Below are 13541 nucleotides of genomic sequence, written 5' to 3' on the forward strand. Positions count from 1 at the left end.
TCGTGACGGGGTTGTTAGAACTCGAGCCCGGCTTCGCGGGCGGCGTCGGCAAGCGCGGCGACTCGCCCCGCGTACCGGTTGCCGCCGCGGTCGAAGACGACCTTGGAGACGCCGGCGGCCTTGGCCCGCTCGGCGAGCAGCGCGCCCACCTTGCCAGCCAGGGCGCTCTTGTCGCCCTCCGCACCGCGCAGCGAGGCGTCCAGGGTCGACGCCGACGCCAGGGTGTGACCCTTGGTGTCGTCGACGATCTGGGCGACCATGTGCCGCAGCGAGCGGGTGACGACCAGGCGCGGACGCTCGGCCGTACCGCTGACGTTCTTGCGGACGCGGAAGTGTCGACGCGCACGCCCAACGGCGCGCTTGGCGGCGACACCGCGGCGGCGCTTGAGCAGCGTGGCGCTCACTTCTTACCTGCCTTTCCAGCCTTGCGGCGGATGACCTCGCCCTGGTACTTGACGCCCTTGCCCTTGTAGGGCTCCGGCGGGCGGATCTTCCGGATGTTGGCGGCGACCTCACCGACCTGCTGCTTGTCGATGCCAGCCACGTGGAACAGGGTCGGCCGCTCCACCGTGAAGGTGATGCCCGCCGGGGCGGGGACGACCACCGGGTGCGAGAACCCGAGCGCGAACTCGAGGTCCGAACCCTTGGCGGTGACCCGGTAACCGGTGCCGGCGATCTCCAGGCTCTTGCGGTAGCCCTCGGTGACCCCGACGATCATGTTGGCAACCAGCGTACGGCTCAGGCCGTGGAGTTCCTTGGCCTTGCGCTCGTCGTTCGGCCGGTTGACGCTCAGCTCCCCACCCTCGGCGCGCTCGATCGTGATCGGCTCGGCGAGGGTGTGCTCAAGCTGGCCCTTGGGGCCCTTGACCTTGACGGTCTGCCCGTCGATCGTGATGTCGACGCCGGCTGGTACCGGGATCGACTTACGTCCAATTCGCGACATTTCTACCTGTCTCCCGTTACCAGACGAAGGCGAGGACTTCCCCGCCAACACTCCGCTTGCGGGCCTGCCGGTCGGTCAGCAGCCCCTGGGACGTCGAAATGATCGCCACGCCCAGCCCACCGAGCACCCGCGGGAGCCCGTCCGACTTGGCGTACACCCGGAGACCGGGCTTGGACACGCGCTTGATGCCGGCCAGGCTCCGCTCGCGGTTCTGGCCGTACTTCAGCTCGACGACCAGTCGCTTGCCGACGGCACCCTCCTCGGGCTCCTCGACCGACCAGGTGGCGATGTAACCCTCGGCCTTCAGGACCTCGGCGATGTTCGCCTTGATCTTGGAGTAGGGCATCTTCACCTGATCGTGGTACGCCTGGTTGGCGTTACGCAGACGCGTGAGCATGTCTGCGATCGGGTCGGTCATCGTCATGGATTTCGTCAGCCTTTCTCGCCGGGGTTCCCGGGGCATCAGCCCCGGGCCTACGGCGAAGAGCAATACCTAATCGGTGCAGGAGTTCCCGGCCGACGGCCGGGACGCGGTCGCCCTTACCAGGAAGCCTTGGACACGCCCGGCAGCTCACCGCGGTGAGCCATCTCCCGGATGCAGACCCGGCAGAGCCCGAACTTGCGGTAGACCGCCTTCGGACGCCCGCACCGCTGGCAGCGGGTGTACGCGCGAACCGAGAACTTCGGCTTCGCGGCCGCCTTGATGATCAGCGCCTTCTTGGCCATCTCAGTTCTCCTTGAACGGGAAGCCCAGGAGCTTGAGCAGCGCCCGGCCCTCGTCGTCGGTCGTGGCGGTCGTGACCACCGTGATGTCCATGCCCCGCTGGCGATCGATCCGGTCCTGGTCGATCTCGTGGAACACCGACTGCTCGGTCAGACCGAACGTGTAGTTGCCGTGCCCGTCCAGCTTGCGCCCGTCCAGGCCGCGGAAGTCGCGGATACGCGGCAGCGCGATGGAGAGCAGCCGGTCCATGAACTCCCACATCCGGTCGCCGCGAAGGGTGACCTTCGCGCCGATCGGCATGCCCTCGCGGAGCTTGAACTGCGCGATGGACTTGGTCGCCCGCCGCACCTGCGGCTTCTGGCCGGTGATCGTGGCGAGGTCGCGGACCGCACCGTCGATCAGCTTGGCGTCGCGAGCAGCCTCGCCGACACCCATGTTGACGACGATCTTGACCAGCCGCGGCACCTGCATGGGGTTGCCGTAGCTGTGCTGCTCACGCAGCTGGGCCACGATCTCGTTGCGGTACCGCTCCTTGAGGCGCGGCAGGGTCTTTTCGGTAGCCGTGGTCATCACAGGTCCTTACCGGTGCTACGCGCGATGCGGACCTTCTGGCCGTTGTCGTCGATCCGGTAACCGACGCGGGTCGGCTTGCCGTCGGAGTCCAGGACCTGCACGTTCGAGACGTGGATCGGGGCCTCCTGAGTGACGATGCCGCCGGTCTTGGCGCCACGCTGGGTGGTGCTGATGCGAGTGTGCTTCTTGACCCGGTTCACGCCCTCGACCAGGACCTTGTCCTGCCGCGGGTAGGCCTGGATGACCTTGCCCTTGGCACCCTTGTCCTTGCCGGCGATGACGACGACCGTGTCGCCCTTCTTGACCTTCACGGTCACAACACCTCCGGCGCGAGGGAAATAATCTTCATGAACCGCTTGTCCCGCAGCTCCCGGCCCACCGGGCCGAAGATACGGGTTCCACGCGGGTCCCCGCCGTCCTTGATGATGACGGCGGCGTTCTCGTCGAAGCGGATGTACGAGCCGTCCGGACGACGCCTCTCCTTGGCCGTGCGAACGACGACAGCCTTGACGACGTCGCCCTTCTTCACACCGGCACCCGGGATCGCGTCCTTGACCGTGGCCACGATGACGTCGCCGATGCTCGCGTAGCGCCGACCCGAGCCGCCGAGAACCCGGATGCACAGGATCTCCCGAGCACCCGTGTTGTCGGCGACGCGCAGTCGCGACTCCTGCTGAATCACGTCTATCTCCTATGTCTGCCGGTTCTCCGGCCGCCGTAGCGGCCGGAGCCTGGCGGAACCTACGCCCGACGCAACGCCGGGCGAGCTCGAGCCTTCGCTACTTGGCCTTTTCCAGGATCTCCACGATCCGCCAACGCTTGGTGGCGCTCAGCGGCCGGGTCTCCATGATGAGAACCCGGTCACCGGTGCCAGCGGCGTTCTGCTCGTCGTGCACCTTCAGCTTGGCCGTACGGCGCATGATCTTGCCGTACAGCGCGTGCCGAACCCGGTCCTCGACCTCGACAACGACGGTCTTGTCCATCTTGTCGCTGATCACCAGGCCCTCGCGGACCTTGCGGCGCGACCGCGCGGCGGCGGTGGCGGTCTCTTCGGTCATGATGCAGTCACCTCAGTCGGCGCGGCCGAGAGCCCCAGCTCGCGCTCACGCATGATCGTGTAGATCCGGGCGATCTCCCGACGGATGACCTGCAACCGCCGGTTGTTGTCCAGCTGCCCGGTTGCGGCCTGCACGCGGAGGTTGAACAGCTCCGCCTTGGCCTCCCGCAGCTTCGTGACCAGCTCCTCTTCGGAGAGCTCACGCAGCTCGGTCGCCTTAACGCCCGCTGCCATCAGGATTCACCCACTTCGCGCGTAACAATGCGGCACTTCATCGGGAGCTTGTGGATCGCGCGACGCATGGCCTCTCGCGCGGTCTGCTCGTTGGGGAAGGACATCTCGAAGAGAACCCGCCCCGGCTTGACGTTGGCGACCCACCACTCGGGCGAACCCTTACCGGAACCCATCCGGGTCTCGGCAGGCTTCTTGGTGAGGGCCTGGTCCGGGAAGATCGTGATCCAGACCTTGCCACCACGCTTGATGTGGCGAGTCATCGCGATACGTGCCGACTCGATCTGTCGGTTCGTCACGTACGCCGGCTCGAGAGCCTGGATTCCGAACTCGCCGAACACCACCCGGTTACCACCCTTGGACGCGCCACTGCGGTCCGGGTGGTGCGGCTTGCGGAAGCCCTTCGGGGGCTTGCGCGGCATCAGCATCTGTCAGCCCTCCTGCTGCGTTTCTGCCGGAGCAGCAGCGGCGGCGACAGCTGCGCTGTCCACCGGCTCGCCGCTCGGCGTCTCGGCCTGCTGCGCGATGGTGGTCGCAGCAGCCCGACCGGCCTCGGTGCCACCAGCCGTGGTGCCGGACGAACCCGACCGGCCACGGCGCGGACGCTCGGGACGGTCGCCGCGCTCACCACGACGCGGGCGGGACGGACCGGCCTCGGCCGGAGCCTCCCGGCCCGGGACGGCGTCGCCCTTGTAGATCCAGACCTTCACACCGATCCGACCGAACGTGGTACGGGCCTCGAAGAAGCCGTACTCGATGTTGGCCCGCAGCGTGTGCAGCGGAACCCGGCCCTCACGGTAGAACTCGGTCCGGCTCATCTCGGCGCCGCCGAGGCGACCCGAAACCTGAACCCGGATGCCCTTGCAGACCGGGTTCTTCATCGCCGACTGCATGGCCTTGCGCATCGCCCGACGGAAGCTGACCCGGCTGGACAGCTGCTCGGCCACGCCCTGCGCGACCAGCTGAGCGTCCGACTCGGGGTTCTTCACCTCGATGATGTTCAGCTGAACCTGCTTGCCGGTGAGCTTCTCAAGCTCTCCGCGGATCCGGTCGGCCTCCGCACCCTTACGGCCGATGACGATGCCCGGCCGGGCGGTGTGGATGTCGACCCGGACCCGGTCGCGGGTGCGCTCGATGTCGACCTTGGAAATCCCGGCACGCTCGAGGCCCTTGGACATCATGCGGCGGATCTTGACATCCTCGCCGATGTAGTCCTTGTAGAGCTTGTCCGCGAACCAGCGGGACTTCCAGTCGGTCGAGATGCCGAGCCGGAACCCAGTGGGGTGAACCTTCTGACCCATTACTCGGCGTCCTCCGTCTTGCTCTGCGCTTCGGCCGGTGCGGCCTCCGTGGCCGGGGCGGCCTTCTTCGCCGCGGCCTTCCTCGGCGCTGCCGGCGCGACCGCTTCGACCGCCACGGTGATGTGGCAGGTGCGCTTGCGGATTCGGTACGCCCGACCCTGCGCCCGCGGCTGGAACCGCTTCATCGTCGGGCCCTCGTCCACGAAGGCCTCGCTGACGAGCAGCGCGTCGGGGTCCAGCCGCTCGTTGTTCTCCGCGTTGGCGATCGCGCTAGCGAGCACCTTGTACACCTGCTCGCTCGCAGCCTGCGGCGCGAACTGCAGCACCGTGAGCGCCTCCTTCGCGGGCAGGCCGCGGACGAGGTTGACCACCCGGCGCGCCTTCATCGGCGAGATGCGCACGTGCCGCGCAACCGCCCGCGCGCCCGGAAGCACCGGAGCGTCGCCCTTTCCTGGCATCGCTGTAACCCCTTGTTCCCTCTATCCGTATGCCCGCGGCGTCAGCGCCGACGGCTCTTCCGGTCGTCCTTCTCGTGACCCTTGAACGTGCGGGTCAGCGCGAACTCGCCGAGCTTGTGCCCGACCATCGCCTCGGTCACGAACACCGGGACGTGCTTGCGTCCGTCATGCACGGCGATCGTGTGCCCCAGCATCTCGGGGATGATCGTCGAGCGCCGCGACCAGGTCTTGATCACGTTCTTGGAGCCCTTGTCGTTCTGAACTTCCACCTTCTTGAGCAGGTGGTCGTCTACGAACGGGCCCTTCTTCAGGCTGCGAGGCATGTCTTATCTCCCTCAGCCGCGCTTACGCGTGGCGTAGCGGCGGCGGACGATCAGCCGGTCACTCGGCTGGCCCTTACGGCGGGTGCGGCCCTCGGGCTTACCCTGCGGGTTGACCGGGTGGCGACCACCGGAGGTCTTACCCTCACCACCACCGTGCGGGTGGTCGACCGGGTTCATGGCGACACCACGGACGGTCGGGCGCTTGCCCTTCCACCGCATCCGGCCGGCCTTACCCCAGTTGATGTTCGACTGGTCGGCGTTGCCGATCTCGCCGATGCTGGCGCGGCAGCGCACGTCCACACGCCGGATCTCACCGGACGGCATACGCAGGGTCGCGTACGCGCCCTCGCGGCCGAGCAGCTGGATGCCGACGCCGGCGGAACGGGCCAGCTTGGCCCCGCCACCCGGACGCAGCTCCACGTTGTGGATCGTGGTACCGACCGGGATGTTGCGCAGCGGCAGGTTGTTACCCGGCTTGATGTCGGCGCCCGGGCCGGACTCGACGCGGTCGCCCTGCTTCATGTCCTTCGGCGCGATGATGTACCGCTTCTCGCCGTCGGCGTAGTGCAGCAGCGCGATACGCGCCGTGCGGTTCGGGTCGTACTCGATGTGAGCGACCTTCGCCGGCACGCCGTCCTTGTCGACCCGCTTGAAGTCGATCAGACGGTACTGGCGCTTGTGACCGCCACCGTGGTGCCGCGTGGTGATCCGGCCGTGGGCGTTACGCCCGCCCTTCTTCGGCAACGGAGCCAGCAGCGACTTTTCCGGCGTGGACCGGGTGATCTCGGCGAAGTCAGCGACACTCGAGCCACGTCGGCCCGGCGTCGTCGGCTTGTACTTACGGATAGCCATTGTCTACACCCCTCAGCTGACCGGGCCGCCGAAGGCCTCGATGCGGTCACCGTCAGCCAGCTTCACGATCGCCCGCTTGGTCGCCTTGCGCTGACCGAAGCCGGTCTTGGTGCGCTTGCGCTTACCCTGGCGGTTGAGCGTGTTGACCGTCAGGACGCGGACGTTGAAGATCTGCTGGATAGCGATCTTGATCTCGGTCTTGTTCGCGTCCGGGTGCACCAGGAAGGTGTACCAGTTCCGGTTCAGCTCGCTGTAGCTCTTCTCCGAGACGACCGGCGCCACGATGATGTCGCGCGGGTCGGCGATCGTGCTCACTTGCCACCCTCCTCGGTGGTCTCGGCGGGCACGCCCAGGAACTCGTCCAGGGCGTCCTTGGTGAAGACCACGTCGTCGGCCACCAGCACGTCGTACGTGTTCAGCTGGCCGGACTCGATCAGGTGCACCCGCGGCTCGTTGCGCAGCGACACCCAGTTCAGCTCGTCGGTGCTGCTCAGCACGACCAGGACCCGACGGGCCTCGGTGAGCTTGGTCAGCGTGGCCAGGGCCGCCTTGGTCGACGGCTTCTCGCCCGAGACGAACGCCTCGACGACGTGCACCTGCCCGGCGCGGGCCCGGTCGGAGAGGGCACCGCGCAGAGCGGCGGCCTTCATCTTCTTCGGGGTCCGCTGGCTGTAGTCGCGCGGCACGGGACCGTGCACGACGCCACCGCCGGCGAACTGCGGCGCGCGGATCGAGCCCTGCCGGGCGCGACCGGTGCCCTTCTGCTTGTACGGCTTCTTGCCGCCACCGGCGACCTCGCCGCGGGTCTTGGCCTTGTGCGTGCCCTGTCGGGCCGCCGCGAGCTGGGCCACCACGACCTGGTGCATCAGCGCGACGTTGGCCTGCACGTCGAAGATGTCCTCCGGCAGCTCGACCGAGCCGCTGGTGGTGCCTTCGACGGTGCGCACGTCAACGGTGGTCACTTGGCCGCACCGCCCTTCTTCACCTTGCTCTTGGCCGCGGTACGGACCAGAACGAGCGCGCCCTTCGGACCAGGGATGGCACCCCGGACGAGCAGCAGGTTGTTCTCGGTGTCGACCGCCTGGACGGTGAGGTTCTGCACGGTGTACCGCACGCCACCCATCCGGCCGGCCATCCGGGTGCCCTTGAAGACACGACCCGGAGTGGCGCAGGCGCCGATGGAGCCGGGCGAGCGGTGCTTGCGCTCGACACCGTGGCTGGCGCGCAGACCGTGGAAGCCGTGCCGCTTCATCGGGCCGGCGTAGCCCTTGCCCTTGGTCTTGCCGGTGACGTCGATGGTGACGCCGGCCGGGAACTCCTCGACAGTGACTTCCTGGCCGAGCGAGTATTCCCCAGCGTCCGTGGTGCGCAGCTCGACGATGTGCCGGCGCGGCGCCACGTCCGCCTTGGCGTAGTGCCCGCTGATCGGCTTCTTGACCTTGCGCGGGTCGATGGTGCCGTATGCCAGCTGGACCGCTGAGTAACCGTCCTTCTCGGCGCTACGAACCTGGCTGATGACGCACGGGCCGGCCTCGACCACGGTCACGGGAACAACACGGTTGTTGTCCCAGACCTGGGTCATGCCGAGCTTGGCGCCCAGGATCCCCTTGACTTGCCTGTCCATTTGTCCGGTCCCTACAGCTTGATCTCGATGTCGACGCCAGCCGGCAGGTCGAGGCGCATGAGCGAGTCGACCGTCTTCGGGGTCGGGTCGATGATGTCGATCAGCCGCTTGTGCGTGCGCATCTCGAAGTGCTCGCGCGAGTCCTTGTACTTGTGCGGCGAGCGGATAACGCAGAAACGGTTGATCTCCGTGGGCAGCGGCACCGGGCCCGCGACCTGCGCCCCGGTGCGCGTCACCGTCTCGACGATCTTCCGAGCCGAGGAGTCGACGACCTCGTGGTCATAGGCCTTGAGCCGGATGCGGATCTTCTGTCCCGCCATGGTGGCTTCTGTTCCTTCTCTCGATGCCGCTGTGTTGCGGGCGCCTGTACCGGCTGGCACAGGCCCACTTCGCCGACCCCCGCGGTCGGGCGTGTCGCGCCCTCGGGCCGGGCTCCGCCCCGTGGTTCCGGAGTGGTGCTGACCGCGCGGTGGGTCAAGGCGCCGATCGCATTACCGCGACCTGAACGCCGTGCGAGGGTGGTTGGCGACTGGGCCGCCAACCACCCTACGCTCGACTGCCTCGCCACCCGGAGGTTCAGCGAAAGCCGAACACAGGCGACGAACTGTCGTTACGCAACCTGACTAGTATGCCGCACGACCGGCGGCGGGTCTAATCGGGGTTACCTAGCTCACTTGTTGATCTTGGTGACGAACCCGGCGCCGACGGTGCGGCCACCCTCGCGGATCGCGAACTTGAGGTTCTCCTCCATGGCGATGGGCTGGATCAGCTTCACCGACATGGACGTGTTGTCACCCGGCATGACCATCTCGGTGCCCTCGGGGAGGGTGACGACACCGGTGACGTCCGTGGTCCGGAAGTAGAACTGCGGACGGTAGTTCTGGAAGAACGGGGTGTGCCGGCCGCCCTCCTCCTTGGAGAGGATGTAGACCGTCGCCTCGAACTCCGTGTGCGGGGTGTTCGAGCCCGGCTTCACGACGACCATGCCGCGCTCGACCTCGTCGCGCTTGGTACCACGCAGCAGCAGGCCGACGTTCTCGCCTGCGCGGGCGTCGTCCAGGGTCTTCCGGAACATCTCGATCGCGGTGACCTTGGTCTTGAAGCTCTTCTCCTTGATACCGACGAGCTCGACATCCTCGTTCGGCAGGAGAACGCCGCGCTCCACGCGACCGGTGACGACGGTGCCACGACCGGTGATCGTGAAGACGTCCTCAACCGGCATCAGGAACGGCTTGTCAACCTCGCGCTCCGGCTGCGGGATCGAGGTGTCGACAGCGGTCATCAGGTCCAGCAGCTTGCCGGTCCACTCGGGGTCACCCTCGAGGGCCTTCAGCGCCGAAACCCGAACGACCGGCAGGTCGTCACCCGGGTACTCCTGCGAGGAGAGCAGCTCACGGACCTCGAGCTCGACGAGCTCCAGGAGCTCCTCGTCATCGACCATGTCGCTCTTGTTGAGCGCCACGACGATGTACGGCACACCGACCTGACGGGCCAGCAGCACGTGCTCGCGGGTCTGCGGCATCGGGCCGTCGGTCGCCGCGACCACCAGGATCGCGCCGTCCATCTGCGCGGCACCGGTGATCATGTTCTTGATGTAGTCGGCGTGACCAGGGCAGTCGACGTGCGCGTAGTGCCGCGACTCGGTCTGGTACTCGACGTGCGCGATCGAGATCGTGATGCCGCGGGCCTTCTCCTCCGGCGCCTTGTCGATCTCGTCGAACGGCGTGTAGGGGTTCAGGTCCGGGTACTGGTCGTGCAGGACCTTGGTGATGGCCGCCGTCAGCGTCGTCTTACCGTGGTCGATGTGACCAATGGTGCCGATGTTGACGTGCGGCTTAGTCCGCTCGAACTTAGCCTTCGCCACTGGTGTCCTCCTGTGGACTTCTTGGTTCGTACGCCCGGCGCGCCGGTCGGCGCTTAGGACTCTGTCGACAGCCTTTCCGGCCTGACGGCCGGAGAGCCTTTGTGGGTTCTGCGGCGATGAAGCCTACAGGCCCGGTCTCACGCGATCCGATCGTGGTGGCCGCGGGCGGGTGAACCCTCCCGCGACCAACCACGAATCACCAGCTCAGGGCTTTACTCGCCCGTTGCCTTGGCGATGATCTCCTTCGCGACGCTCTGCGGAACCTCGGCGTAGGAGTCGAACTGCATGCTGTAGCTAGCCCGGCCCTGGGTCTTCGACCGCAGGTCGCCGACGTAGCCGAACATCTCCGACAACGGCACCAGGGCCCGGACGATGCGGGCGCCGCTGCGCTCCTCCATCGCCTGGATGATGCCGCGGCGGGAGTTGAGGTCACCGATGACGTCACCCATGTTCTCCTCAGGAGTGGTGACTTCAACGGCCATCATCGGCTCGAGCAACGCAGGGTCGGCCTTGCGGGCCGCGTCCTTCATCACCATCGAGCCGGCGATCTTGAATGCCATTTCCGACGAGTCGACCTCGTGGTACTGGCCGTCCAGCAGGGTCAGCTTGACGCCGACCAGCGGGAAGCCCGCCAGGATGCCGTACTGCAGCGCGTCCTGCGCACCGGCGTCCACCGAGGGGATGAACTCCCGGGGGATGCGGCCGCCGCTGACGGCGTTGGCGAACTCGTAGGTCGGCGAGTCGTTGTCCAGCGGAAGCGGCTCGACGCTCACGATCACGCGGGCGTACTGGCCGGAACCACCGGTCTGCTTCTTGTGGGTGTACTCGACCTTGTCCACCTTGCGGCGGATGGTCTCGCGGTACGCCACCTGCGGCTTGCCGACGTTGGCCTCGACGTTGAACTCGCGGCGCATCCGGTCGACCAGGATGTCCAGGTGCAGCTCACCCATGCCGGAGATGACCGTCTGACCGGTCTCCTCGTCCAGCTGGACGCGGAAGGTCGGGTCCTCCTCGGCCAGGCGCTGGATGGCAGTACCCAGCTTCTCCTGGTCGGACTTGGTCTTCGGCTCGATCGCCACCGAGATGACCGGCTCCGGGAACGTCATCGACTCCAGGATGACCGGGTTCGCCGGGTCGGAGAGAGTGTCGCCGGTGGTGGTCTGCTTGAGACCCTGCACGGCGATGATGTCGCCGGCCTGCGCCGACGGACGCTCTTCCCGCTTGTTGGCGTGCATCTGGTAGATCTTGCCGATCCGCTCCTTGCGGTCCTTGGTGGAGTTGACCACCTGAGAACCGGAATCGAGCGTGCCGGAGTAGACCCGCACGTAGGTGAGCTTGCCCAGGTGCTTGTCGGTCTGGATCTTGAAGGCCAGGCCGGAGAAGGGCTCCGAGTTGGACGGCTTACGCAGCAGCGGGGTCTCGCCGTCGGTGGCCGTACCCTCGATCGCCGGAACGTCCAGCGGCGACGGCAGGAAGTCGACAACGGCGTCGAGCATGGGCTGGACGCCCTTGTTCTTGAACGCCGAGCCGCACAGCACCGGGTTGGCCTTGCCGGCGATGGTGGCACGCCGGATGGCGGCCTTGATCTCCTCGACGGAGACCTCTTCGCCTTCCAGGTACTTCTCCATCACCGAGTCGTCGACGTCGGCGAGGGTCTCCATCAGCTTCTCGCGCCACTCGGCAGCGGAGTCGGCCAGGTCGGCCGGGATCTCCTCGACCGCGTAGTCCTCACCCTTCTGGGTCTCCCCGCGCCAGGTGAGGGCGCGCATGCCGATCAGGTCGACGACACCGATGTGGTCGCCCTCGAGCCCGATCGGGATCTGGAGCACCAGCGGGGTGGCGTTCAGCCGGTCGATCATCATCTGCACGCAGCGGAAGAAGTCGGCGCCGGTCCGGTCGAGCTTGTTGACGAAGCACATGCGCGGGACGTTGTACTTGTCGGCCTGCCGCCAGACGTTCTCCGTCTGCGGCTCCACGCCGGCGACACCGTCGTAAACCGCGACCGCACCATCCAGGACCCGCAGCGACCGCTCGACCTCGACCGTGAAGTCGACGTGACCAGGCGTGTCGATGATCTGGATCGTGTGGTCTTTCCACTCACACTTGGTAGCAGCGGAGGTGATGGTGATACCACGCTCCTGCTCCTGCTCCATCCAGTCCATGACGGCAGCGCCCTCGTGGACCTCACCGATCTTGTACGTGATGCCGGTGTAGAACAGGATTCGCTCGGTGGTCGTGGTCTTACCAGCATCGATGTGCGCCATGATGCCGATGTTGCGTACCTTGGCGAGCGCGTCTGCGGCGGCCACTTCAATCCCTACTTATCGTCGTCTCGACTCAACTGGTGGCGGTTCCGGCGCCCGGAGGCGCCGGAACCAGGGTGTTACCAGCGGTAGTGCGCGAAGGCCTTGTTCGACTCGGCCATCTTGTGCGTGTCCTCGCGCCGCTTGACGGCGGCACCGAGGCCGTTGCTCGCGTCCAGCAGCTCGTTCATCAGCCGCTCGACCATGGTCTTCTCGCGACGGGCGCGGGAGTACGTGACCAGCCAGCGCAGGCCCAGGGTGGTCGCCCGGGTCGGGCGGACCTCGACCGGAACCTGGTAGGTGGCGCCACCGACACGACGGCTACGCACCTCGAGGGTCGGCTTGACGTTGTCCATCGCCCGCTTGAGGGTGACGACCGGGTCGGTGCCGGACTTCTCGCGGCAGCCCTCGAGGGCCGCGTACACGATCGACTCGGCGAGCTGACGCTTGCCGCGGAGCAGGATCTTGTTCACCAGCTGGGTGACCAGCGGCGAGTTGTACACCGGGTCAGCGACCAGTGGCCGCCGCGGAGCGGGTCCCTTACGCGGCATGTCAGCTCTTCTCCTTCTTCGCGCCGTAACGGCTGCGCGCCTGCTTGCGGTTACGGACACCCTGGGTGTCCAGCGAGCCGCGAACGATCTTGTAACGCACGCCGGGGAGGTCCTTCACCCGGCCACCGCGAACGAGCACGATCGAGTGCTCCTGCAGGTTGTGACCGACGCCGGGGATGTAGGCGGTCACCTCGATCTGGCTGCTGAGCTTCACGCGAGCGACCTTGCGCAGCGCCGAGTTCGGCTTCTTAGGGGTGGTGGTGTACACGCGGGTGCACACGCCGCGCCGCTGAGGAGAACCCTTCAGCGCCGGGGTCTTGGTCTTGGTCGTCTTCGCCTGGCGGCCCTTTCGGACCAGCTGCTGGATCGTGGGCACCGGGTTTCTCCGCTCCCTTCGGCCGCGTTAGCGACCGCGCCGTCTGCTCGTTAACCGGCCTGATGACCGGCTCTCCTACATTCCGACCAGGGTCGCCTTGCGGAGACCCCGGCACCCGCGGTCGGGCGTGTCGCCCTCGTCACGGCCCCGTTGCGACGCTCTCGCGTGCGTACCGGGTTTGTGTCACCGGCGCGCGGGTCGCCCCGCCCCGGATCCTTGACTTGTCGTGCCGCCGCCCGTAAGCCGGAAACAGCGCACGCACGAGTTGCCCGGGCATGCCCGGGCACAAGGGGAAAGAGTACCTACCACAACCGCCCAGGTCAAAACGGAATGGCCCGGCGACCGTCTCACAACCCGCCGG

The 13541-nt window shown here is 67.0% G+C and carries 22 protein-coding genes; all 22 read right to left on the minus strand.

Translation table 11 applies throughout. From position 1 onward, the window contains the following. Nucleotides 1–14 precede the first annotated feature (14 nt). The gene (gene rplR / locus IW249_RS05615) at nucleotides 15–404 is read right to left on the minus strand and encodes a 50S ribosomal protein L18 (protein ID WP_030329901.1); all 390 of its coding nucleotides are present in this window, start codon (nucleotides 402–404) and stop codon (nucleotides 15–17) included. Then, complete coding sequence (gene rplF, locus IW249_RS05620) at nucleotides 401–943, minus strand: 50S ribosomal protein L6 (protein WP_196919808.1); 543 nt, start codon at nucleotides 941–943, stop codon at nucleotides 401–403. Before rplF ends, rplR begins: the two co-directional genes overlap by 4 nt. A 16-nt stretch (nucleotides 944–959) precedes the next feature. Continuing rightward, nucleotides 960–1367: a 30S ribosomal protein S8 gene (rpsH, locus tag IW249_RS05625; protein WP_007465270.1), complete on the minus strand. Its 408-nt coding sequence runs from the start codon at nucleotides 1365–1367 to the stop codon at nucleotides 960–962. 116 nt (nucleotides 1368–1483) lie between these two features. Continuing rightward, complete coding sequence (locus IW249_RS05630; RefSeq protein ID WP_007465272.1) at nucleotides 1484–1669, minus strand: type Z 30S ribosomal protein S14; 186 nt, start codon at nucleotides 1667–1669, stop codon at nucleotides 1484–1486. A gap of 1 nt (nucleotide 1670) precedes the next feature. Beyond that, complete coding sequence (gene rplE, locus IW249_RS05635; RefSeq protein ID WP_196919809.1) at nucleotides 1671–2237, minus strand: 50S ribosomal protein L5; 567 nt, start codon at nucleotides 2235–2237, stop codon at nucleotides 1671–1673. Continuing rightward, nucleotides 2237–2557, minus strand: coding sequence for a 50S ribosomal protein L24 (rplX, locus tag IW249_RS05640; RefSeq protein WP_172899047.1), 321 nt, complete (start codon nucleotides 2555–2557; stop codon nucleotides 2237–2239). Before rplX ends, rplE begins: the two co-directional genes overlap by 1 nt. Continuing rightward, complete coding sequence (gene rplN / locus IW249_RS05645) at nucleotides 2554–2922, minus strand: 50S ribosomal protein L14 (RefSeq protein ID WP_007465279.1); 369 nt, start codon at nucleotides 2920–2922, stop codon at nucleotides 2554–2556. Before rplN ends, rplX begins: the two co-directional genes overlap by 4 nt. Nucleotides 2923–3019: 97 nt before the next feature. Further along, nucleotides 3020–3298 (minus strand): 30S ribosomal protein S17, encoded by a 279-nt coding sequence (rpsQ, locus tag IW249_RS05650; protein WP_030489590.1) that lies wholly within the window; start codon nucleotides 3296–3298, stop codon nucleotides 3020–3022. Further along, nucleotides 3295–3531 carry a 50S ribosomal protein L29 gene (gene rpmC / locus IW249_RS05655; RefSeq protein ID WP_007465283.1) on the minus strand — a complete coding sequence of 79 codons (237 nt, stop codon included), beginning with the start codon at nucleotides 3529–3531 and terminating at the stop codon, nucleotides 3295–3297. Before rpmC ends, rpsQ begins: the two co-directional genes overlap by 4 nt. Continuing rightward, complete coding sequence (gene rplP, locus IW249_RS05660) at nucleotides 3531–3956, minus strand: 50S ribosomal protein L16 (RefSeq protein WP_053653940.1); 426 nt, start codon at nucleotides 3954–3956, stop codon at nucleotides 3531–3533. Before rplP ends, rpmC begins: the two co-directional genes overlap by 1 nt. A gap of 3 nt (nucleotides 3957–3959) precedes the next feature. Continuing rightward, nucleotides 3960–4829, minus strand: a complete 870-nt coding sequence (gene rpsC, locus IW249_RS05665; protein WP_007465294.1) for a 30S ribosomal protein S3 — start codon at nucleotides 4827–4829, stop codon at nucleotides 3960–3962. Further along, a complete protein-coding gene (gene rplV, locus IW249_RS05670; RefSeq protein WP_007465297.1) occupies nucleotides 4829–5287 on the minus strand; it encodes a 50S ribosomal protein L22 in 459 nt (152 codons plus the stop codon). The genes rpsC and rplV overlap by 1 nt, the downstream gene beginning before the upstream one ends. A 41-nt stretch (nucleotides 5288–5328) precedes the next feature. After that, complete coding sequence (gene rpsS / locus IW249_RS05675) at nucleotides 5329–5610, minus strand: 30S ribosomal protein S19 (protein WP_007465299.1); 282 nt, start codon at nucleotides 5608–5610, stop codon at nucleotides 5329–5331. A 12-nt stretch (nucleotides 5611–5622) separates the two neighbouring features. Then, entirely contained in the window at nucleotides 5623–6462 is an 840-nt protein-coding gene (gene rplB, locus IW249_RS05680; RefSeq protein ID WP_030329891.1) for a 50S ribosomal protein L2, read from the minus strand. A 12-nt stretch (nucleotides 6463–6474) separates the two neighbouring features. Continuing rightward, the gene (gene rplW, locus IW249_RS05685) at nucleotides 6475–6777 is read right to left on the minus strand and encodes a 50S ribosomal protein L23 (protein WP_007465304.1); all 303 of its coding nucleotides are present in this window, start codon (nucleotides 6775–6777) and stop codon (nucleotides 6475–6477) included. Next, the gene (gene rplD / locus IW249_RS05690) at nucleotides 6774–7424 is read right to left on the minus strand and encodes a 50S ribosomal protein L4 (RefSeq protein WP_030489587.1); all 651 of its coding nucleotides are present in this window, start codon (nucleotides 7422–7424) and stop codon (nucleotides 6774–6776) included. The genes rplW and rplD overlap by 4 nt, the downstream gene beginning before the upstream one ends. After that, on the minus strand, nucleotides 7421–8086 hold the full coding sequence (gene rplC, locus IW249_RS05695) for a 50S ribosomal protein L3 (protein WP_030329888.1): 666 nt from the start codon (nucleotides 8084–8086) through the stop codon (nucleotides 7421–7423). Before rplC ends, rplD begins: the two co-directional genes overlap by 4 nt. An 11-nt stretch (nucleotides 8087–8097) precedes the next feature. After that, on the minus strand, nucleotides 8098–8406 hold the full coding sequence (gene rpsJ, locus IW249_RS05700; RefSeq protein ID WP_007073037.1) for a 30S ribosomal protein S10: 309 nt from the start codon (nucleotides 8404–8406) through the stop codon (nucleotides 8098–8100). Between the two features lie 350 nt (nucleotides 8407–8756). After that, nucleotides 8757–9950, minus strand: coding sequence for an elongation factor Tu (tuf, locus tag IW249_RS05705; protein ID WP_030489585.1), 1194 nt, complete (start codon nucleotides 9948–9950; stop codon nucleotides 8757–8759). A gap of 212 nt (nucleotides 9951–10162) precedes the next feature. Beyond that, the gene (gene fusA, locus IW249_RS05710) at nucleotides 10163–12259 is read right to left on the minus strand and encodes an elongation factor G (protein WP_196919810.1); all 2097 of its coding nucleotides are present in this window, start codon (nucleotides 12257–12259) and stop codon (nucleotides 10163–10165) included. Between the two features lie 74 nt (nucleotides 12260–12333). Continuing rightward, nucleotides 12334–12804 carry a 30S ribosomal protein S7 gene (gene rpsG / locus IW249_RS05715; protein ID WP_007465317.1) on the minus strand — a complete coding sequence of 157 codons (471 nt, stop codon included), beginning with the start codon at nucleotides 12802–12804 and terminating at the stop codon, nucleotides 12334–12336. Nucleotide 12805: 1 nt separating this feature from the next. Continuing rightward, nucleotides 12806–13180: a 30S ribosomal protein S12 gene (gene rpsL / locus IW249_RS05720; RefSeq protein ID WP_007465318.1), complete on the minus strand. Its 375-nt coding sequence runs from the start codon at nucleotides 13178–13180 to the stop codon at nucleotides 12806–12808. Between the last annotated feature and the right edge of the window lie 361 nt (nucleotides 13181–13541).

It is taken from the genome of Micromonospora vinacea, from assembly GCF_015751785.1.
Lineage (GTDB): Bacteria > Actinomycetota > Actinomycetes > Mycobacteriales > Micromonosporaceae > Micromonospora > Micromonospora vinacea.

Bases quoted from the DNA above. Each gene is read 5' to 3' on its own strand.
- rpsQ (WP_030489590.1), bottom strand. From the start codon at position 3,298: ATGACCGAAGAGACCGCCACCGCCGCCGCGCGGTCGCGCCGCAAGGTC.
- rpsG (WP_007465317.1), bottom strand. From the start codon at position 12,804: ATGCCGCGTAAGGGACCCGCTCCGCGGCGGCCACTGGTCGCTGACCCG.
- rplV (WP_007465297.1), bottom strand. From the start codon at position 5,287: ATGCCAGGAAAGGGCGACGCTCCGGTGCTTCCGGGCGCGCGGGCGGTT.
- rpmC (WP_007465283.1), bottom strand. From the start codon at position 3,531: ATGGCAGCGGGCGTTAAGGCGACCGAGCTGCGTGAGCTCTCCGAAGAG.
- rpsJ (WP_007073037.1), bottom strand. From the start codon at position 8,406: ATGGCGGGACAGAAGATCCGCATCCGGCTCAAGGCCTATGACCACGAG.
- rplP (WP_053653940.1), bottom strand. From the start codon at position 3,956: ATGCTGATGCCGCGCAAGCCCCCGAAGGGCTTCCGCAAGCCGCACCAC.
- rplF (WP_196919808.1), bottom strand. From the start codon at position 943: ATGTCGCGAATTGGACGTAAGTCGATCCCGGTACCAGCCGGCGTCGAC.
- rpsH (WP_007465270.1), bottom strand. From the start codon at position 1,367: ATGACGATGACCGACCCGATCGCAGACATGCTCACGCGTCTGCGTAAC.
- rplC (WP_030329888.1), bottom strand. From the start codon at position 8,086: ATGGACAGGCAAGTCAAGGGGATCCTGGGCGCCAAGCTCGGCATGACC.
- rpsC (WP_007465294.1), bottom strand. From the start codon at position 4,829: ATGGGTCAGAAGGTTCACCCCACTGGGTTCCGGCTCGGCATCTCGACC.
- IW249_RS05630 (WP_007465272.1), bottom strand. From the start codon at position 1,669: ATGGCCAAGAAGGCGCTGATCATCAAGGCGGCCGCGAAGCCGAAGTTC.
- rpsS (WP_007465299.1), bottom strand. From the start codon at position 5,610: ATGCCTCGCAGCCTGAAGAAGGGCCCGTTCGTAGACGACCACCTGCTC.
- rplB (WP_030329891.1), bottom strand. From the start codon at position 6,462: ATGGCTATCCGTAAGTACAAGCCGACGACGCCGGGCCGACGTGGCTCG.
- rplE (WP_196919809.1), bottom strand. From the start codon at position 2,237: ATGACCACGGCTACCGAAAAGACCCTGCCGCGCCTCAAGGAGCGGTAC.